At 54.9% G+C, this 20,696-nt stretch carries 18 protein-coding genes and 1 riboswitch; of the genes, 3 read left to right on the forward strand and 15 right to left on the reverse strand.

From position 1 onward, the window contains the following. Positions 1 to 46: 46 nt before the first annotated feature. The 5 genes from hemC to hemA form a co-directional block, all read right to left on the reverse strand. Positions 47 to 991, reverse strand: a complete 945-nt coding sequence (hemC, locus tag MKY12_RS24515) for a hydroxymethylbilane synthase (protein ID WP_036725936.1) — start codon at positions 989 to 991, stop codon at positions 47 to 49. Positions 992 to 1,494: 503 nt separating this feature from the next. After that, the gene (locus tag MKY12_RS24520; protein WP_339311298.1) at positions 1,495 to 2,142 is read right to left on the reverse strand and encodes an NAD(P)-dependent oxidoreductase; all 648 of its coding nucleotides are present in this window, start codon (positions 2,140 to 2,142) and stop codon (positions 1,495 to 1,497) included. 15 nt (positions 2,143 to 2,157) lie between these two features. Next, a complete protein-coding gene (locus tag MKY12_RS24525; protein ID WP_339311300.1) occupies positions 2,158 to 2,376 on the reverse strand; it encodes a hypothetical protein in 219 nt (72 codons plus the stop codon). A gap of 51 nt (positions 2,377 to 2,427) precedes the next feature. Then, positions 2,428 to 3,255 carry a cytochrome c biogenesis protein CcsA gene (gene ccsA / locus MKY12_RS24530; RefSeq protein WP_209877043.1) on the reverse strand — a complete coding sequence of 276 codons (828 nt, stop codon included), beginning with the start codon at positions 3,253 to 3,255 and terminating at the stop codon, positions 2,428 to 2,430. 5 nt (positions 3,256 to 3,260) lie between these two features. Further along, positions 3,261 to 4,652 (reverse strand): glutamyl-tRNA reductase, encoded by a 1,392-nt coding sequence (hemA, locus tag MKY12_RS24535; RefSeq protein ID WP_036725939.1) that lies wholly within the window; start codon positions 4,650 to 4,652, stop codon positions 3,261 to 3,263. A gap of 331 nt (positions 4,653 to 4,983) precedes the next feature. Continuing rightward, positions 4,984 to 5,086, forward strand: a riboswitch (purine riboswitch). A gap of 124 nt (positions 5,087 to 5,210) precedes the next feature. Here hemA and MKY12_RS24540 point away from each other — a divergent pair. From MKY12_RS24540 to hpt, 3 genes are read left to right on the forward strand one after another with little or no spacing between them, the layout of a single operon-like run. Beyond that, positions 5,211 to 5,771, forward strand: a complete 561-nt coding sequence (locus MKY12_RS24540) for a phosphoribosyltransferase (protein ID WP_076079433.1) — start codon at positions 5,211 to 5,213, stop codon at positions 5,769 to 5,771. Between the two features lie 32 nt (positions 5,772 to 5,803). Next, positions 5,804 to 7,318: an IMP dehydrogenase gene (locus MKY12_RS24545; protein WP_339311301.1), complete on the forward strand. Its 1,515-nt coding sequence runs from the start codon at positions 5,804 to 5,806 to the stop codon at positions 7,316 to 7,318. 30 nt (positions 7,319 to 7,348) lie between these two features. Next, positions 7,349 to 7,876: a hypoxanthine phosphoribosyltransferase gene (hpt, locus tag MKY12_RS24550; RefSeq protein ID WP_339311302.1), complete on the forward strand. Its 528-nt coding sequence runs from the start codon at positions 7,349 to 7,351 to the stop codon at positions 7,874 to 7,876. Positions 7,877 to 8,299: 423 nt separating this feature from the next. Here the strand turns inward: hpt and MKY12_RS24555 are convergent, their stop codons facing one another. The 10 genes from MKY12_RS24555 to MKY12_RS24600 all read right to left on the reverse strand — a co-directional run bounded on the left by MKY12_RS24555 (position 8,300) and on the right by MKY12_RS24600 (position 20,630). Then, on the reverse strand, positions 8,300 to 9,862 hold the full coding sequence (locus tag MKY12_RS24555) for a glycoside hydrolase family 76 protein (protein ID WP_339311303.1): 1,563 nt from the start codon (positions 9,860 to 9,862) through the stop codon (positions 8,300 to 8,302). A gap of 56 nt (positions 9,863 to 9,918) precedes the next feature. After that, complete coding sequence (locus MKY12_RS24560) at positions 9,919 to 10,977, reverse strand: glycoside hydrolase family 76 protein (protein WP_339311305.1); 1,059 nt, start codon at positions 10,975 to 10,977, stop codon at positions 9,919 to 9,921. 17 nt (positions 10,978 to 10,994) lie between these two features. Further along, a complete protein-coding gene (locus MKY12_RS24565; RefSeq protein ID WP_339311306.1) occupies positions 10,995 to 12,071 on the reverse strand; it encodes a glycoside hydrolase family 76 protein in 1,077 nt (358 codons plus the stop codon). Positions 12,072 to 12,113: 42 nt separating this feature from the next. Beyond that, complete coding sequence (locus MKY12_RS24570; protein WP_036725951.1) at positions 12,114 to 13,001, reverse strand: carbohydrate ABC transporter permease; 888 nt, start codon at positions 12,999 to 13,001, stop codon at positions 12,114 to 12,116. Between the two features lie 33 nt (positions 13,002 to 13,034). Next, positions 13,035 to 13,922 (reverse strand): sugar ABC transporter permease, encoded by an 888-nt coding sequence (locus MKY12_RS24575; RefSeq protein ID WP_339250561.1) that lies wholly within the window; start codon positions 13,920 to 13,922, stop codon positions 13,035 to 13,037. 48 nt (positions 13,923 to 13,970) lie between these two features. Next, positions 13,971 to 15,272, reverse strand: coding sequence for an ABC transporter substrate-binding protein (locus MKY12_RS24580; RefSeq protein ID WP_339311308.1), 1,302 nt, complete (start codon positions 15,270 to 15,272; stop codon positions 13,971 to 13,973). A 49-nt stretch (positions 15,273 to 15,321) separates the two neighbouring features. Next, on the reverse strand, positions 15,322 to 16,608 hold the full coding sequence (locus MKY12_RS24585; protein WP_339257601.1) for a glycoside hydrolase family 125 protein: 1,287 nt from the start codon (positions 16,606 to 16,608) through the stop codon (positions 15,322 to 15,324). Positions 16,609 to 16,856: 248 nt separating this feature from the next. Beyond that, positions 16,857 to 18,014 carry a GntR family transcriptional regulator gene (locus tag MKY12_RS24590; RefSeq protein WP_339250564.1) on the reverse strand — a complete coding sequence of 386 codons (1,158 nt, stop codon included), beginning with the start codon at positions 18,012 to 18,014 and terminating at the stop codon, positions 16,857 to 16,859. Positions 18,015 to 18,109: 95 nt separating this feature from the next. Then, complete coding sequence (locus tag MKY12_RS24595; protein ID WP_339250566.1) at positions 18,110 to 19,270, reverse strand: glycoside hydrolase family 88 protein; 1,161 nt, start codon at positions 19,268 to 19,270, stop codon at positions 18,110 to 18,112. Further along, positions 19,263 to 20,630 (reverse strand): hypothetical protein, encoded by a 1,368-nt coding sequence (locus MKY12_RS24600; protein ID WP_339250568.1) that lies wholly within the window; start codon positions 20,628 to 20,630, stop codon positions 19,263 to 19,265. The genes MKY12_RS24595 and MKY12_RS24600 overlap by 8 nt, the downstream gene beginning before the upstream one ends. Positions 20,631 to 20,696 lie beyond the last annotated feature (66 nt).

Genomic DNA, 20,696 nt, shown 5'->3' on the forward strand with positions numbered 1-20,696 from the left:
TAAGCTTCTCCCCAACGCACACTATTCCCTGTCTAACCCATACCCCTTATTCCCTTACATCCGCCAAAATCTTCTCCGCACCTCTGGCCACCAGCTTACGCGCGACCTCCGAACCCAGCTCCACCGGATCATTGCCGGTGCAGGTCTCCTTCAGAATGACTGTGCCGTCCGGTGTTCCGACCATTCCGGTTAACGTTATGGACGGACCCGCAGCTTCGCCTTCCGGCTCAAGGATCGCGTACGCGCCGATCGGCACCTGACAGCCACCGTTCAGGGCGCCCAGGAAGGTCCGCTCCGCTGTCACCGTGAGTGCCGTGCGCTCATCATTATACAGCGCCAGCAGCTTGCGCAGTTCCTCATCGTCCTCACGGCACTCAATACCGAGTGCTCCTTGGCCTACAGCGGGCAGGCAGACCTCAGGCGGCAAATATGCCGTAATCCGGTCCTGCCAGCCCATCCGCGACAGCCCCGCTGCTGCCAGCAGAATCGCGTCATATTCGCCGCTCTCCAGCTTCTTCAGCCGCGAATCAATATTGCCGCGTACCGGCTCAATAAGCAGATCCGGCCGGAGTGCAGCCAGCTGGCTGGAGCGCCGCAGACTGCTTGTGCCTACGCGCGCGCCTTGCGGCAGACCCTCCAGGCCCACTCCGCTATTAGAGATCAGAACGTCGCGCGGATCTTCACGCTTCGGCACCGCACCATTCATCAAGCCTTCCGGCAATTCGGAGGGCATATCCTTCATGCTATGTACTGCCATATCAATATCCTTCGCCAGCATCGCCTGTTCAATTTCCTTGACGAACAGACCTTTGCCGCCCACTTTGGACAGGGTCACATCGAGAATCCGGTCACCCTTGGTCACAATCTTATGCACCTCAAAAGTAAAATCAAACCCATGCTCCCCGCTAAGCCGCTCCAGATCGGCAATCACATGCCCCGTCTGCGTTAAAGCCAGCGCACTTTGTCTGCTGCCCACGATAATCTTCCGCATGCCCACTCCCCCTGTTCAAGTCAGTCTCCTATTCCATACACCGCCGTAACTATCCCCTGAATTTGCTCGCTTGAGCTGATTCGGCCGAAATCAAGGGTATTTATACACCTAATTTGCTCGATTGAGCTGATTCGGCCGAATTCAGGTGTATTTATACACCTAATTTGCTCGACTGAGCTGATTCGGCCGAAATCAGGTGTATTTATACACCTAATTTGCTCGACTGAGCTGATTCGGCCGTATTCAGGTGTATTTATACACCTAATTTGCTCGACTGGGCTGATTCGGCCGAATTCAGGTGTATTTATACACCTAATTTGCTCGATTGAGCCGTTTCGGCCGAATTCAAGGGTATTTATACACTTCATTTGCTCGATTGAGCCACTTTAGCCGAATTCATGTGTACTTTTACACCTAATTTGCTCGACTGAGCTGATTCGGCCAAATTAAGGGCATTTTTGCCCTTGCTTTGCTCATCTCGGTGGCCCAGCCACTTAAGCCCCCTATTCCTCCCGGTTGCGCGCCACCCAAGCCTCAATCTCCTCGGCCGTCCATGGTATAAAGGTGCCCTGCCTCAGCTCATTCAACACATCCAGCTTCCCCAGCCGCCGCAAGAGCCGCGACCGGTTCTCTGCCGCTGGCTCCAGCTGCTTAATCGCTGTCCGCAGCTCATGCAGGAAATCCAGATACGGCTCGTATTCCTCGCCGAGCAGCCCCGCAATCTGCTGCGTAATATCCGCAGCCGCAGACGGTCCCGCCCCGGAGGTCGAGACCGCAACCGTCAAGCGCCCGCGGCGGAGCACGCCGGGCGTAATGAACGTTCCCGCCTCCGCATGGCTGGCCACATTAACGGGCAGCCCCAGCTGCCGGGCTTCCGCGGCAACGGCCTCGTTCCCCGCCCTGTTATCGCTGGCGGCATAGACCAGAACCGCTCCCTGGAGATCCCCGGGAGCATAGGGCCGGCTGATCCATTGCAGCCGCCCCTCATCAGCCATCGCAGCCAGCGTCCCGCTGAGCGAGGGGCTGATCACCACCAGCTCCGCGCCCGCTTCCAGCAGCGGAGCCGCCTTGCGCGCAGCCACCGCCCCGCCGCCAACGATCACCACCCGCCGGCCTTCCACATCCAGCATAATCGGCAGATACTTTTTCATCCCGCTCACTCCAGCTCACCCCAGCGCTTCCAACTCGCTCTCATCCATCGTCCATCCCACTGGCAAGCTACTCTCCATCCCATTCACTCCAGCTCTCCCCAGTGCTTCCAACTCGCGCTCATCCATCGTCCATCCCACTGGCAAGCTACTCTCCATCCCGCTCACTCCAGCTCTCCCCAGCGCTTCCAACTCACTCTCATCCATCGTCCATCCCACTGGCAAGCTACTCTCCATCCCGCTCACTCCAGCGCTTCCAACTCACTCTCATCCATCGTCCATCCCACTTTACTCCCCGCCCCAGCCATGGAACTCCGACCAGGAATTCAGCAGGAAATTAAGAATAATGAAGCCGTAACCCGCAATCGCCCAGCGGGCCATGACTGTACCGCTTCGGCGGCCGGAGAACTTCAGCACAAGGTAGACGATGTAGACGCCCAGGCCCGTAAGTGTAGTCAGGACCTTCGTATCCTGAAAAAGCGGTATCCGTCCTTCCGCGACAATCGACAGTCCCGCCAGAATCAGCGAAGCCAGCAGCAGCGGAACTCCGGCCAGGATCGCCGTGTAGGAATATTTGTCCATCGTCTCCAGGCTGGGCAGCCTGCGGACGCGGTCATCCCACTTCTTATTCTTCAGCTTCGTATGCAGGAACAGATACATTATCGCAAATACTGTCCCCAGTGTCAGTGCGGCAAAGCTCAGATTCGCCAAAATGACATGCATCGCCAGCCACCCGTGCACCGCACTCCAGCTCTGCAGCGTATGATCCTCTGCCGTCAGCCATACCCGGTTCAGCAGAAATACGCTGAAGCCCGCCATGCTGAGCAGCAGCACCGTGAACTCACCACCGCGTGTATACGTCACGGCAAACGAGGTAACCACCATGCTGAAGGAGAACCAGAACAGGAAATCATAAGGTGTGAAAATTGGCAATCCGCCCTCCTGGGAGAAGCGGATCGCAAGGCCGGTCAGCTGAAGCAGGCCTACGACAGCAAGAAGCCCTGTGCCCAGCCGCTTTCCGCCCGGATTGCGCCGAAGGCAATCCGAGAAAACAAACAGCAGGCTCAGGGCATATAGCAGCAGAGCGGCATCATATATTCCGTTCAGCAGTAGCATGTGGCTCACCCGCCCAGCAGACCGGCTGGGGTAAGCACCGCTCCCGGCCCCCGGATCTCTCCGCCGGAGGGCCGTTCAGCAGAGCTGCGCTGATGGGGTTCAACACTTCCACCGGCCGGAGCTGCATCCAGCTGCTCCTGCAGAGCGAAGATTTGAGTGAAATACTCCAGTGCTTCATTGCCCTGCTTGCCGCCGGACATCTCCTTGATCACATTGATCGGATCATGCATCATCTGGTTGACGATGCTCTTGGTCAGCCGGCGGATCACCTTGCGCTGATGCTCATCCAGCTCAGGCAGCTTGTTGAACAGGCTATCCATCGTTTCTTCATATATTCCGTTGGACTTGTCCTGCAGTGCACGGATCACCGGTCTGACGCCAAGCGTCTTCAGCCATTGCTGGAAATCCGCCATCTCGCCTTCAATCATAACCTCGATCTTGGCGGCTTCACTGCGGCGCATCTCCAGATTGCTCTCCACAATGCCTTCCAGATCATCGATATCATAGAGGAATACATCCGGCACACTGGCAGCAGCAGGGTCAATATCGCGCGGCACAGCAATGTCGATCATGAACAGCGGCCGTGAAGGGCGGCGCTTCATGCCCTCGGCTACCTGGGCAGCCGTCAGCACATAGCCGTCTGCACCCGTAGAGCTGATCACAATATCCACTTCATCCAGAGACTTCAGCGCCTCTTCAATCGTGCTGGGCTTACCCGAGAATTTCTCGGCCAGCTCGATGGCACGGGACAAGGTACGGTTGGCGACAATCACTTCCGCCGCGCCGCTGCTGTACAGATGCTTCACCGTCAGCTCGCTCATTTTGCCGGCGCCGAGAATGAGCACTCTTTTGCCGGTGAACATGCCGAAGATCCGCTTCCCCAGCTCCACCGCCGCATAGCTGACCGACACCGCGCTCTCGCCAATCGAGGTCTCACTATGCGCACGCTTGCCGAGCGTCACCGCCTGCTTGAACAGCCGGTTGAACCAGGTTCCGGTAACCCCTTCCGCCTGAGCCGTCAGGAAGGCACTGCGCACCTGACCCAGAATCTGCGTCTCGCCAATCACCATTGAATCCAGACCGCAGGTGACACGCATCAGATGGGCAATCGCCTGCTCGTCTTCATATATATACATATGTTGCGTAAATACATCGCTTCTTACTCCGAACCACTGCTCCATGAAGCTGCGGATGAAATATCCGCACATATGAAGGCGGTCCACGACCACATAAATTTCCGTCCGGTTACAGGTGGCGACAACGACCCCTTCCAGAACGCTCTTCGTCTGCAGCAGCTGATGAAGCGCAGCAGGCAGATCCTTTTCGGCAAAAGCGAACTGTTCCCTCACCTCTACGGGAGCCGTACGGTAATTCAGGCCAACGACGACAATATGCATCGCTTGTTCACCATCCTAATCTATATTCATTGGTGTAGGCTCTGTTACTGCTTAGCAGCAAATATTAGTATCAATTTCACAAGATCTCAAATCGCTGTGTTAAGTATATCACATCAAAATACGGCTTTTAACAAAACCTTTGAACTATTTATGAATTGCAGATAATAATTATTATAAACAAGTATATAAGTCATGTAATATGACACAATGATGAAATATTGACACACTTTATTACGGATGATAGCATATAACAAATGATCTGAGTGAACTTTTGTAACATAAGTAGCAAAAATGATCTGATTCTCCGTCCCTAAGTTAACACCGCGTCAGTTATCCCCCTTCAAACCTCTCTTGTATAAGCCCGTTAATCCGGAATGGGCGTATCTACAGGCAACCGTAAATTGCCCCAGGCTACAAGAGGCCAGCCCCCTGCTGGATGTATCAGCGTGAGCTCACGGGCGAAACCGTGCTTTTCTGCGCTGATGTATCCTGCTTTGGACTGCGCCTCCTTTAGCCTGGGGTTTTTGGCATCCATTATAATAGAAGGAGTGAGGGCAAATGAGTGCTTCCTACGCAAGCTTAAGTGAATCGATTCGTAAGGCCAGAAATGTGAGAATCTACAAGAATAAGGACACCGCCTATGACTTCAAGCTCTACCCCTTCGGAGAACGCGGTACGTACATTGCCCCCGAGCTAATCCGTGAAATCACTCACAATCTGGCGGATGCTGTAACGGAGCAGTTTCCCGATTTTGATTACATTGTCTCCCCTGAACCCGGCGGTCATACCTGGGGGATGCTGGCTGCCTATAAGCTGATGAAGCCGATGAATATTCTGCGCCTCAGCACTGAGCTGTACGAGAATTATGAGGTTAGTGTGAGACGCGAGACGGCGTATAATGAGAATTATATTTATTTTGACGGCTTCTCCGCCGGTGACCGGGTGCTGCTGCTGGATGATGTGATCAGTTCCGGCGCTACGATCCGCTGCATTGCTGCTCAGTTGTCCGTGATGGGCATAGAGCTTGTCGGCGTGCAGGCGATTCTGGCCAAAGGAGAGCATTACAAGCAACTGGAAGCGGACATTGGAGTACCCGTCAGATTTCTGTCCCAGGTATGAGTTGTGAAAAAATAGCAGGGGAGTGACAAGCCATGGCTTTTTATTACGAGCAGCCTTCAAGAACCTTCAGTGAGTTCCTGCTGGTACCCAGTCTGACCACCAAAGATTGCATACCCGGCAATGTGGATCTTAGCACACCGGTAACCAAGTTCCGCCGGGGAGAGACTCCCGCACTGACCATGAACCTCCCCGTGACTTCGGCGGTAATGCAGGCGGTATCCGACCACAACATGGCGATTGCGCTGGCCAAAAGCGGGGGCATCTCCTTCATCTACGGCTCCCAGTCCATCGGCCAGCAGGTCGAAATGGTCCGCCGGGTCAAAAAGTTCAAAGCAGGATTCGTCCTCAGCGACTCCAACCTGCGCCCGGAAGACACGCTTCAGGATGTGCTGGCGCTGAAGGCGCGCAGCGGCCACTCCACCATTGCCATTACGGACAACGGGGAACCGACCGGCAAGCTGATGGGAATTGTCACCAGCCGCGATTACCGCGAGAACCGGCTGCCTCCGGAATGCCCGATTACGGAGTTCATGACTCCGCTCAATTCGCTGATCTACGCCGAAGAAGGCATCACGCTGACAGAAGCGAACGACATGATCTGGGATCATAAGCTGAACTGCCTGCCGATTGTGAATGCCAGCGGCCATCTCGTCCATTTGGTCTTCCGCAAGGATTATGACAGCCATCAGGAGTATCCGCTGGAGCTGCATGACGACAACAAACAGCTCATTGTAGGCGCAGGAATTAATTCGCGGGATTATAAGGAGCGTGTGCCAGCACTGGTGGAAGCAGGGGCAGATATCCTGTGCATCGATTCTTCTGACGGGTATTCGGAGTGGCAGGCGGAGACCATCCATTATATTAAGGAGACTTTCGGGGAGCAGGTGAAGGTTGGCGCAGGCAATGTTGTCGATAAGGAGGGCTTCCTGTACCTCGTGGAAGCGGGGGCGGACTTCATCAAAGTCGGTATCGGCGGCGGCTCCATCTGCATTACCCGGGAGCAAAAGGGCATCGGCCGGGGCCAGGCCTCTTCTGTCATCGAAGTGGCGGCGGCCCGCCAGGAATATTACGAGCAGACCGGTATCTATGTCCCCATCTGCTCGGACGGCGGGATTGTTTATGACTATCATATTGTGCTGGCGCTGGCGATGGGCGCTGACTTCGTGATGCTTGGGCGCTATTTTGCCAGATTCGATGAGAGCCCCGGACGCAAGCTGCTGGTCGGCGGGAACTTCGTGAAGGAATATTGGGGCGAAGGCTCCAGCCGTGCCCGCAACTGGCAGCGTTATGACTTCGGCAATACCGATAAGGAGAGCAAGCTTGAGTTCGAGGAGGGTGTGGATTCCTTCATTCCTTATGCCGGCCGGCTGAAGGATAACCTCGATCTCAGCATCAGCAAAATCAAGTCCACCATGTGCAATTGCGGCTCGCTGACCATCCCGGAACTACAGCAGAAGGCCAAGATTACCCTGGTTTCCTCGACAACGATCTTTGAAGGAGGCGCACATGATGTTATGCTTAAGGAAAAGGACAGATCATCCTCGTGATCACATCCTAATCCATAAGGAGCGTCAACCATGACCCAAATTACCAAAGTTCTGGTCAGCAAGGAACAGTTGCAGCAAAGAGTTAAAGAACTGGGAGCAGAGATATCGCGTGACTATGAAGGCAAGGAGCTTGTGCTTATCGGCATTCTCAAGGGCGGCGCCGTATTCATGTCTGACTTAATGCGCGAAATCACTTTCCCGGTCGGCATCGACTATATGTCAGTATCCAGCTATGGAGCAAGCTCCACCTCTTCCGGCGTCATTACGATCAAGAAGGATATCGACATGGATATCCGCGGCAAGCATATCCTGCTGGTCGAGGATCTGATCGACACCGGCCTGACGCTTCAGCATCTGAAGGAGCTGTTCGCCCTGCGCGAGGCGGCAAGCGTGCGTATCTGCACCATCCTCAGCAAGCCTTCCCGCCGCCTCGTCGATGTTCCCATTGACTACAGCGGGATTGACATCCCGGACGAATTTGTCGTCGGCTATGGCCTGGATTACGCCGAGCAGTACCGCAATCTGCCGGAGGTCTGGATCGTAGAGACCGGGGACTAACAGGGTCAGATTTAAAAAGTTGGAGTGGGCGCGATGAGCGGGCTCTAACGGACCTGATAGACCCTATTCCCAGGAAAACGCCCCTTTTTGAGGTTTAACGGACGGAGTGGACCTTATCGTCTCTCTACGAGATGGTTAAGATTAGAAATTCCAAGAATAAGCTCCATGGGGTCCGTTACTTTGCCCAAGCGGTAGCTTCATCTGGAATAAGCGCGCCCGAGTCCGTTACACCTTGCCAAACGCTGCAATGAACAACTCCCATCTTCATCTTTAAATCTGACGCTGTACTAGAACTAATAAGCAAGCAGAAGGGAGCGCCAATTACGGTGCTCCCTTTGTGCTGCAATATTACCTCAGGACCCAGAAACTCCTGCGTGCCCTTGCTTTTTGCTTTAACAATCCGCCTGTTCTGCCGCCCCGCATTTACAGCCCGCTCAGCAAATCAACATTCAGATAATTCGTATTTCCGAGTACACTGTTATACCCGAGTTGAATAGTGTTCGAGCCTGCGTTCAGCGGAATCGTGACGGATACCGTTCCGTAGGTGCTCCAGCTGGAGGTAGAATTGAATACCAGATTGGAGGCTGTTACCACGCCGTTCACTTTCACGTAGCGTGAAGCATTGCCGGCCGCCGCCGCGTAGCGGAAGGTGACGGTTCTGGTGCCGGCCGTATTCTGGTTGACATAGAAATCAATGGAGGTGCCGCTTGTGTTCCATCCCCCGACATACCCTCTTCCGCTAAATCCGGCATTGGTGCTCTCATTGATCATCCCGCCTCCCCCAACCAGCGTCCGCACTGCGTTCTCCGCTTCATAAGCCCCGTTGCCCGCAATGTACCCGGTGTAGCCGTCGGCGGGAACGAGCTGCAGAATAGAAGCGCCCGCAGCGGCGGCCAGGCTCTGCACATAGGAGGAGCCTGTATTGCGCAGCCAGTCGCTGCCGATGATTCCATCGCTTACGCGGCGGTGATTCCAGGCCTGCGTTGCATTCTGCTGGAGAAAGTTCAGGTATTGCGGCTGTCCGCCCAGCGTACGGAGACGGTTCAGGTTGCGGGCGAAGACCATCTTGAAGCCCGCGGCATCATTCTCCCCTTCATACATCAGAGTCTGGGCTGATACCATTTTGTTAACGGCATACCCGGCTGCATTATTGGCATCCGTAAGGTAAGCAGTAGTTCCGGTAGCCTGATACAGGGACACAGCCGCCCCCAGGAACGTTCCGTAATTGTAAGTGAAGTCCCAATCCTTAACGATACCGCTGCCTGCACCTTCAATATGATCGTTAATTTTGCTGCCGCCAACCAGGGTAGATTTGGTCCAGTTATAGATTTGAGTAGCCTTGGTCAGATAAGCAGGATCATTGTAGGCACTAGACAGCTTGACTGCGGTCATAACCATCGGGGCATTCGTGGCCCTATTCTTCTGGGCGTTGGCCTGACCCGGCACATGAGCGTCCCTTCTCCACCAGATCCCGCCGCCGTACGTGCTGTCCCATTCGCTGTAGATTTGGCCAAACAGGAAGCTGGCACGGTTCAGATACTCCGTCGTTCCAGTCAGTTCATAGGCTCTTGCGCAGGCCAGCGCCCACCAGCCCAGGTCATCGTTGAACGGATTCGTCATCATATCCGGGTATTTGGCGTTGAATCCGGTGTAGATGTCACCAATCATCGTACGGTAGACATTGCTGCCCGTGCGTTCGTAGGCATCCATTACGGTCTCCCAGAGCTGAGCTTCCCACCAGAAATCGGTGTAGAGTCCACCGTTCGGCCCGTGAGCATGTTCGGAATGAATCTGATGATCGCTGTTGGTATAGAAGTATTTGGCGGAAGAATCATAGAATACTTGCACAAAGGAGTTCATTGCAGCATCAGCATTAGAGACAGTGAAAGCCTCTGCCGTACTTCCCGCACCGGGAGACGGTACAGACAGAGAAAGGGACAACAGACAGAGAACTGCGGCCGTTCTTACTTTCTTCCAGGTGAACATTTCCAAATACCCCCTTCATTTGTACATCCAGTCCACAACCGTCAGGCGGCAGCGGGCTAATGGCTAAGCTTGGCTGCCCCCTCAAGCAGCATCAGACCGCTGAGCTGTACACTAAGCTGTACCGGCAGTACGGGAACCTGCTCCCAAGAGGGTCCGCACAGCCCCAGCGTCCGGTCCAGCCCTTGCGCCCATAGCGTACGGGCATTGGCCCATATGACTTCACGGACCCGGTCATTTCCGGGGAAATGCTGCTCCAGCTGTACCAGATAGCGGATCAGAATTCCCTTGAACAATCCGGTGTCGTCAATCCCTTCATCCGGCAGCAGCAGCGAATCAGAATGGCATAAGCGGCCGATGCAGGCCTCGGCGGTCCGGCGGGCATCTGCGGCATAGCCGGAATCGCCGGTGACACGGCAGAGCTCTATCCCCGCTCCCACGAACACGCCCTGACAGTAAGTGAATTCCCAGTCGTAATCGATCTGCCCATCGCCCTGCCGGTTCATTCCATCCCATACGAACCCGGTGTCAGGGTCAACCAGATTGGCCTGGTTCCAGCGGTAAATCCGGATCGCCCAGTTCAGATCCTCCTCATGCCCAAGCAGCGAGTATAGGCGGGCGGCCAGAATAGCGGCCGGGGCATTCGCCGGCGTGTTCTTGTAATCCAGCTGATCTTTTTTCCAGGCCATGCCGCCCCCGCAGTGCTCATTCCAGGCTGTCTGAATATCCGCCCATAATTCAAGTACAGCACTCAGATATTCCGCTTCACCGGTAGCCTGATGCGCCCGCAGCAGCGCAAGGGCGGTCCATTCCATATCATCATAATAATTATGCTTGAACGTCCCGCCGTTATAGGCATGCAAGCTGCGGCTCAGGCTGCGGATGCGTTCGGCATATCCAGAATCCCGCGTCCGTTCGTAAGCATCGGTCAGAGCATCAATGACATGCGCCTGCCACCAGTAGTAGAAATTGTCGCCTGCCCTGCTGTATTCCCGCGGATACCACTGGTTCATAATTCCGCTGTCCGCATTATAGTAGTGCCGCCACAGGGAGTCCTGGAGCCAGTCTGCACGCGCTGCCCAGTCCTCTGCTGATGATGTCCCGTTGTAATGATCCATACGCCACCTCCTCCTATTTAAAATGAGGGTTGAGCATTCGCCTGCCCCGTCCCTGCAAGCACAGCCATCCGCTCCAGCAGCTTGATGCCGCTCAGTTGGGTGCTCAATTGCACAACGCCCGAAGGCGGCGTAGTCCAGTCAGGGCCGAACAGCACCTTGTCTGCCGGCTTGCCCTGGTCCCACAGCATCTCTGCGTTGCTGCGCAGGAAGGCCGCAGCGGCTCCGTCTTCCGGCACGGCTTGTGCCAGTTCTGCCGCATAGCGGACCAGAATGCCCTTGAAGAGACCGGCATCGCCGCCTCCCTCATCCGGGAGCATGCCGGAATGCGGGCCAGCCAGCTCTTTGACCGCTGCGCCGAACGTGCGCCGGGCCTCCACAAGATAGTCTCGGTTCCCGGTAACCCGGTACAGCTCGATAGCCGCACCGATATAAATACCCTGATTGTACGTATATTTCCAATCCTTATCGATCCCGCCGTCACCGGTACGGTTCATCCCATCCCAGACGAAGCCCGTGTCCGGGTCCACCAAACGGGATTGCTGCCAGTTATAGAGCGCATGCGCCCACTCCAGTTCCTGCGGATCTCCAAAGGCCTGATACAGGCGGGCGGCAAGGATGGCCGCCGGTGCATTGGCCGGGGTGTTCTTGTAATCCAGCTGCGATTTCTGCCAGGCAATGCCGCCCCCCGAATGGCTGTTCCAGCCGGTTTTGATATCCGTCCAGAGGATAAGAACCGTCTCTTTGTACAACTCATCTCCGGTTGCCTGATACGCGCGAAGCCAGGCCAGGGCCATCCACTCCATGTCGTCGTACAGCTCATTGGGCCAGACGCCGCCGTTGCGGCGGAGCAGCCCCGCATGCAGTGCGGACAGCCGTTCGCGGTATCCGGCAGCCCGGGTCCGCAGCAGGCCGTCGACCAGCACATCCACGGCGTGGGCCATCCACCAGTAATGAAAGACCGTATTACATGCGCCTTCCGGACATGGTGTCTCAATGTCATACATTCCGATGTCTTCGTTCCAGAAGAATACATCCAGCGCTTCCTGCGCCGAGTCCGCCCGTTCCGCCCATTGTTCAAGCTCTATTTGCTTCATATGGTCTCTCTCCCCGTCTATAATTTGCCTCCCTTAGTTGGCTCAGCCTTTGATGCCGCTGAAGGCAATCCCCTGTACAAAATAACGCTGCAGCGCCAGGAACAGCACCAGTATCGGCAGAATCGCCACCAGCGCCCCGGCCATCATCGGCCCGTAATCCGTCTGAAAATTATAAGAAAAAGCCTGCAGGCCCATCTGAATCGTCGCCTTGTCCGGATCATTCAGCACGATCATCGGCCACAGGAAGCTGTTCCAGCCGGCCTGGAAGGTGAAGATGCTCAAGGTAGCCAGCGCCGGACGGGTAAGCGGCAGATAGATCCGCCAGAAAATTTTAAATTCCCCGCAGCCCTCAATCCGGGCCATCTCCAGCATGTCAGTGGGGAGCGTAAGAAAAAATTGCCGCATAAAGAATACAGCGAAGCTCCCGGAAGCACCGGGAAGAATAATGCCCCAGAAGGAGTTCATCAGCCCATTGCCGCCCCCGCCAAAAAGATCATTGCCTCCGGCAAACGGAATATGGCGCATCACATACACTGTCGGGATCATGGTCACAATGCCGGGAATCATCATTGCCGCCAGCAGCACGCGGAACACCGGCTTGTTCAGCCTGAATCTCAGCTTCGCAAAGGCATAGCCGCTAAGTGATCCGAAAAACAGGTTAGCCAGGACGCCCGACACGGCAAGCACGAGCGAATTCCAGAAGAATAAAGCAAACGGCACCGTTGAAAAGGCTTTGCGGTAATGCTCGAAGGTCAGATGCTTCGGAAACCACTGGATCGGCATCGCAAAAATCTCATCATCCGGCTTGAGTGAGGTTAGCAAACTCCAGTAGAATGGCAGAAACATGACAACCGCTATAAGGATACATACAATATAGAAAATGAGCTTGTAGAGGCCCTTCTTCAAGGCCGAACCCCCAGTAACACCCATCCTGCAAACCTCCTTTTCCTGGACAAGCTGCCCCTAAATGATCGATTCCTCCGCTTTGGAGACCCGCATATTAATCAGCGAGAAAATAAGAATGGCTACAGCAAGCACAAAGGCCTGCGCCGAGGCATAGCCCATCTGCAGCTGATTGAAGCCCTGCTGATAGATTAGGTAGACCGGGGTCTTGGTCACATTGGCCGGGCCGCCCTGCGTCAGTACAAAGGCCTGGTCAAACAGCTGCAGCGCACCGATAATCGCCATCGTGCTGACCAGAAAGGTAGTTGGCCGCAGCTGCGGCCAGGTGATGAAGCGGAAGCTGTCAAATGTATTCGCCCCGTCCAGCCGTGCCGATTCATAGAGATAATCCGGGACACCCTGCAGACCGGCCAGATAAATAATCATATTGGAGCCGACGGATTGCCAGAGGGTGAGCATTACAATGGACAGCATTGCCGTACTTGTCTCGGACAGCCAGGCAGGACCGGTAATGCCCACATAGGACAGCAAGCCGTTCACCAGACCGAATTCCGGATGCAGCAGCCAGATCCATACGGTTGCCGCCGCTACAGCCGATGTCAGCGTGGGCAGATAATAGAAGGTGCGGAACAGCTTGACTCCCCGCCACGCCCTGCTCAGCAACATGGACAGCAGGAGGGAAATGATAATATTCAGCGGAACAAAAATAATCGAGTAGAAGAACACATTCTTGAACGTCTTCCACAGCAGGCTGTCTTCAATCAGGCGGCGGTAGTTGTCCAGGCCGACCCAGTCATTCTGGCTAAGCACATCATAGTTGGTGAAGCTTAAATACAGGGCCATCACTACAGGTATAACTGTAAACACAGTGAACAGCAGCACCGTAGGCGTAATGAATACATAAGCCGTCCGGGCTTCGTGCCGTTCCACTTTTCTCATGGAAGCCATACAACTCCCCCTCTCATCATCCGGCAAGGCTCCATGGCAGCAGGCTGGTTACTTAACAACCGCGTTATCCTTCAGCATCTTGTCGCCTTGTTCCTGAGCCTTTTTCAGCGTGTCTTCAATGCTCTGCTTGTTCTGCTGGTTCAGCTGAAGATTAGGCGCAAGCGCATCGGTCTCCATCACGGAATAGCCGGGATGAGTCGGGCGGATTTTGGCAAATTCCAGCGTATCGAGGAACGGCTTCCACTGCGGGTCATCCTGGAAAAACGGATCTTCCATCGAAGGCTTAAAGCCCGGAAGATTCAGGCTGGTCTTGGCCCACATCAAGGCATTATCCTTGTTCGCGGTCCACCATTTAATGAATTCCCATGCCTCAGCATGATGCTTGGAGCCCTCCGGAATCACGAGTCCGAAGCCGCCCATCACACTGCCCTTGTCGCCGTTCGGCCCGGCAGGAGGGGGTACAATGCCATATTCGAGATCTTTACCGTATTTGTTATAGGTACTGAGCATCCAGGGGCCGGAATAGAGCATGGCGACCTTGCCTGTAACGAAGGCATCCTGCCCTTCGCCAAGTCCCAGCTCAAAGCCAACCTTATACACCTTGTCTTTGTTCATCAGGCGGTCCCAGAATTCAAGCACCTGCTTGCCCTGCTCATTATTGAAATTGGTTTTGCCGTCCTCTGTAAGCATCTGGCCGCCTGCCTGCTGGAGATACATATTGAACAGGCCGAGGTCGCCCATGGAGAAGCCTGCCACCTCCAGCTTGTCGCCGTTCCACTTGGTCAGCTTGGCAGCAGCCTGCTCCAGCTCATCCCAGGTAGTCGGAGGCTGAAGCCCTGCTTCATCCAGCAGCTTCTTATTGTAGAATAATGCCCGTGCATCAACGGTCAGCGGAAGCCCGTATAATTTATCGTTATAGGAGAGCTCGGTCAATGACTCGCTGTAGAAATCATCCTTGGAAATGCCATCACGCGTTAAGTACTCATCCACCGGATGCAGCACGTTCTTGGGAGCATACAGCGAGGTCCGCCAGCGGTCCCAGAACAGCACATCAGGTGCACCGCCATTGGTGGCCGCCGTCAGGAATTTGGTAATCATATCCTGCTGCAGCACATATTTGACATGAATTTTGTCCTGTGATTTGTTGAAGGCATCCACCATGGTCTCGAACTGCTTCTGGCCTTCACCGCCCCAATCGCCCCAGAACGTCAGCTCCGTCTTCTTGCCGCTGCTGCCGCTTCCGGCTTTGCCGTCATTCGCAGCGCTCTCTTTTCCCGAATTGCTGCTGCACCCTGCCGCCAAGGAAGCGACCATCATCACCGAGAGTACCGTAACCCATCCTTTTTTCATTGTTACATCCCCTTCATTTGTATTTGTCTGTTATTAGAGCCCGGGCTGCTCAGCCTCTACTCACTTCAATTCCGCAGCGCATAAGCAGCAGCTCGCAGAACATCATATTGGCCCAGGAAAACCAGGGTCTGGTATACTCTTCCGGATGATCCGCATGAAAAGCCTCATGCATCAATCCGGTTCCGGCATCCGTCTGTTGCAGCAGCTCAAGCATTGCCTCCTGCTCCTCCCTCTTCCCGGAGGTCATTCCCTGAACCGCCAAGGCGATAGGCCATATATAATGCGGAGGGGTATGGGGACTGCCAATACCCGCTGCCGCCTTGCCTTCATAGAAATAGGGGTTGGTCCGGCTTAGAATAAGCTTGCGGGTGTTGAGATACACCGGATCCTCCGCAGATGTATAGCCAAGGTAAGGAATAGACAGCAGGCTGGGCACATTGGCGTCATCCATAAGGTTCACGCCTCCCAGGCCGTCGGTCTCATAGGCGTAGACAAGACCATATTCAGGGTGCTCCACAATGCCATGCCGCCGGATTCCCCCGTCAATCTGCTCAGCCAGATCTTCCGCCGCCTGTGCAAGCTCCGGGTTGCCAAGCACATCGGATGCGATTTCGCTGACGTACCGCAGGACAACGACAGCGAACATATTGGCAGGCACCAGGTAACCGTATTCGCAGGCATCATCGCTTGGACGAAAGCCTGACCAGGTCATTCCGGTATAGGCGGTTACAGAGCCTTTGCCGTCGCGGACAAGCGTATCGGTTGGCACACAGTTCACGCGTTCAAAAACATAATCGGAACCGCTCTCATGACTCTGCTCCCTGATCCACAATTGAATAATCTGCCACACTCCGGCTTCAAACGCTGAATTGAACTGCGTGACCCGCCCGGTGTTTTTCCATAGCAGATAGCTAAGCTGAATGGGATAGCAGAGGGAATCGATTTCGTATTTCCGTTCCCAAATCCATGGACTCATCGCCGTTTTGTCTTCCTGGTGACCCCGTCCATCCGCTTCCCGGTTGAACGCATTCGCATAGGGATCAAGGGAAATATAGGCAAATTGCTGTGCGATAAGCCCTTCAATCATGCCGGCGATTTCTTCATCCCCGGAGGCGGGGATCAGGAAGGGACGGACTTGTGCGGTGGAATCCCGCAGCCACATGGCCGGTATATCACCGGTAATGACAAAGGTTGTTCCATCCGGGTTGCGCTGTATCGTTGTGTTCCAGGTATTGAGCATGCACTGTTCGAACATGTCTGCCAGGTGCGGATGGCCGGGCAGTTTTTGACGTACACGGCCAGCCAGCTCCCGCAGGGAATCAGGTGTTTCCTTCATCGCTTTCAATCGGAATGACCTCCTCTGTAATGAATGAAGCGCTTTCACAAATGAGTATATTGGTATGTAAATGATATGTCAATATGTATTTTTAGATAATAATATATTAACATATGAAATACACTGATATTGACTAGACTAGGCTAACTTGCAAGCTTAATCTTCCGGCCGGAAACGGATCACATTGGACACAGCAAAAAACCCATCCGGCGGAATATCCGGCGGAATGGGTCTTTAGATTACAGCAGTTAGTTGTGACGGACAGGGCCGGTCGAATTCCCGGGCACCAGCTCAGCTTCCAGCATCACCTTATGGGGAACGGCCTCCCCGTTCATAATACGTAGCACATTCTCCAGGGCAATCCGGCCCATCTCCTCTTCATTCTGCCGCATATGGGTGAAGGCATACCCGCCTCCCAGATGGGTCGGCGGACTGTCGAAGCATATAATGGAGATATCCTCAGGTATGCGCAGCCCCAGACGTTCCACCGCAGTCTTCGCGAGCAGCGCGATATTGTATTCTATGGCAAATAACGCAGTGACGGACGGATGGCTCTGCAGATGGGTGACCAGCCGCGAGATGTCCCGTTCAATATTATCCGCATTAAAAAACTTAGGCAGCGTCGAGGTCAAATCGCTGACCCACAGCTCCTTGTCAACCATGACCCCCCGCTGCGCATGGGCCTGAATGAAGCCCTCAATCCGGTCCTCCACCGCAGTGGTGTCCACGGGAGGCGGAGACAGAAACGAAATATGTGTATGCCCGAGGTCAAATAAATACTCCGTCGCTTCAAGGGCCGCCTGCAGATTATCGGTGCTGATGGAGGCCGCAGCTACTCCTTTTAGATGTCTGTCTACCAGCACGAGCGGAAAACGCCCGATGACCAGCTTCAGAATTTCCGCATTGAAATACTCGCCCTGGGCCGGGAAAATAATCAGACCGTCTACACCCAGATTCAGCAGCTTCTGGATCGCCTGCTCTTCATTCTCCGGAATCCCGAAGGTTCTCCGCAGCACCAGAAAGCAGTCATTATCGCGCGAAGCCTGCTCCATCCCGTAGATCAGCCCCGTCCCGTAGCTGTTGCCGAAGTCGGTGATGATCAGGCCGATTGTTTTCTCATCGGAATGTATGGTAGCTGGGGCTGTACTGATCATCCCCGGGTCAGACTGTTCAGCAAAAGCATCGGCCACGAACGAGCCCCGGCCGGGCTTGCGGACAATCAGCCGTTCGGCGGCCAGCATCTCAAGTGCTTTTTTGCTGGTTATGCGGCTGACACTATAGGTCTCAGCCAGCTCTTTCTCGGAAGGAACCCGCTCGCCGGGTTTATAAGCCTCTGTAAGGATACTCTCCTTCACTTCATCAAAGATCTTCTCATACATCGGCTTGGAAGAGGTTGTTTCAGCCATAACGTTCCTGGTCCCCTGACGTTCATTTTTCGGTATCATACATAATAATATATCATGATATATTGAATTTGTCGATCCGGGTCACCAGAACTTGTCTACCAATAACTCCGCCACTCTCTAAGCACCCGTATCAGGGCCTCACAGTAGAAATAATCCCCCCAGAGGGTGCACTCGTCGATTCCCCAGCCCCGCGGTTTATTATAGACACCATGCAGCAGAATACCGTTGGAATGCAAATGGTCCTTCGTCGTATACCCTTCTGCGAGTGCGGCCAGCATCTCCAGGGCAACTTTCCTGTACCCGGCTGCACCCGGATCATCAGCCGGTAATTGCCGGCAGAGCTCCAGCAGCCCGCAGACGGCAATAGCAGCAGCCGAGCTGTCCTTCTCCTGGCCGTCGCCGTCCGTAAATATCAGATCCCAATACACAATGCCGTCCGCCGGAAGTTTGGCCAGGAAATAGTCGGCCAGCTGCCTGGAGGCATCAAGCAGCGATGAATCGCCTGTATGGGCGTAGGCAAGCGCGAAACCGTAGATGCCCCAGGCCTGACCTCTCGCCCAACAGGAATCATCGGCATACCCCTGATGAGTGTTGCCGTACAGCGGGTTGCCCGTTTCCGCGTCCATATAATAGGTGTGATAGGAGGTATGGTCGGGGCGGACCAGATACCGGGCCGATTGCCGGGCATGTCTGTGGGCTATGGATGCCAGGGCGCTGTCCCCGGTCTCTTCAGCAGCCCAGTGGAGCAACGGAAGATTCAGCAGGCAGTCGATAATCATCCGGCCGCGCTGCGCCGGGTCATTCAGATCTCCCCAGGCCTGGATGATTCCAGCCTCCGGAAAGTAACGGTCCGCCAGCAGTCCGGCCGCTTCCAGCGCCATCTCCCGCGCCGCCGGATTGCCGGTAATCCGGTGAGCAGCAACCGCCGAAAGGCTGTACAGAAAACCCAGATCATGCGTATCCACCGCGATCCGCTCCTCCACCCGCCGCCGGAAGCTAGCCAGCTGCTCTTCTGCCGCTTCCCGGTACCTGCTGTCTCCGGTCCATTCATACGCCAGCCAGACCATGCCGGTCCAGAAGCTGGCCGTCCAGTCCGTATTCTCTATCGCGGGATAGACCAGATCTTGGCTGGCCGGCGCCGGATACAGATCTGTATATACGGGCAGGTTCTGCTCAATTATACCCATCGCATACTTCAGGGCCTGTTCGAAGAACAGCCGCTCATCCTCCTTGAGTTCATGCAGCGCTTTATGCATGGCCTTCCAGCCTCCTTTTTAAGCGGAGTGTAAGTCCGATTGTCTGCCGGCCGCCGGTCAGATTGAATCTGAGGAAGGCTAGCTTGTCCTTGATCAGCTTAACTTCAGCCCCGCCTGAACAAGCGCTGACTTCATAGCCCGCCAGATCATCCCAGTATACTAACCCGAACGGAACAGCGCTGCTGCTCCCAATCTCATATTCAAGTTCAATCACCGCATCCGTCTTCAGATACTTCGTCACGAACACCGGCGGAACAGCTTCTGTGAAATCATCGTTCATATTCAGCTTCCCGATGTAATTGCGCAGCAGACGGGGCCTGCATTCTCCCTCCACGAAGGACAGCTGGCACTCTTTATCATAGTACAGGAAGGTTTCCGGCCAAGGGCCGAAGCCTACTCCGCCCAGAGTCATGGTGTATTCGTTAACCTCCGGCCGTACCGGATAATCATGGGTCAGCATATAGGATGCTGCCGTATATTTATTCTGCTCTTTGTACAGGCGTACAGCATGAGGTAAAGTCGTTAAGGTAATAGGATAGCCGGTAATATATTTGAAAAAGAGATCCAGCATTCCCGCACATTCCCCGACATGGGAAGCCGGGAATACAGTGAACCGGTCAGTGAACTCCATCTCATGGCCTTCCTGCTGCTGGAGGAAAAACACCTGCCCGTTATGATCCGTATTGAACAAATATTCATCGAACAGATGCTTCCAGTAGTCGATATTCTCTCCCGTACACAGACCGGCGCGCAGCACATCGTTGGGGTCCGTGGAATAGATGACCGGGCTGCCGGTATGGTAGGTGGCGTGCAGGTCACGGGCGGTCCATTCACAGGCCACCACCTGGCCCCGGCCGGGATGCGGCACCTTGAAGCTCCCGCTGTCCACATACCATGACCCCCAGGGAATGCCCTTATGGGTGATGCCATCCCACCAGAACTGCTCAAAGCAATATCCCCACATGCCTTCAAAATCCAGTTCCTCCAGCACTTCAATCACTTCATTGTAAATCTTCCCCCTTGCGGCCACCTTGGTGGTGGCCCATGGGAAGGCCTCCTGCAGCAGCGACCAATCCTCTTCCAGCCGCTGCTTCAGGACCTCCTTGGAGGAGCCGGCCTCCTCTTCAAAGAAAGGACATTGCAGGATGACATCATCGCCGAAGGCGATATGCCATTCCCCGATCCGCTCCCGCAGAACCGGAATCGAGCCCCGGTTGACAATCCAGGTTACGGGAATGCGGTATTTATGCGCAAGCTCCGCAGTCAGCTCAATCCCGTCAAGGGCAACACCCTTGCCCCAGTCTGCATCATAATGGGCAGCGTAGCTGACAAAGGTATAAATAAGTCGTTCCGGTTTCAACACAATCCCTCCAGGTAATCATAGTTTGTTTCCTGCCGGCCCCTGACCGGCGCGGCTTCTCCGCCG

Source organism: Paenibacillus sp. FSL M7-0896 (assembly GCF_037975415.1).
In the GTDB taxonomy this organism is placed as follows: Bacteria; Bacillota; Bacilli; order Paenibacillales; family Paenibacillaceae; genus Paenibacillus_AQ; species Paenibacillus_AQ silagei.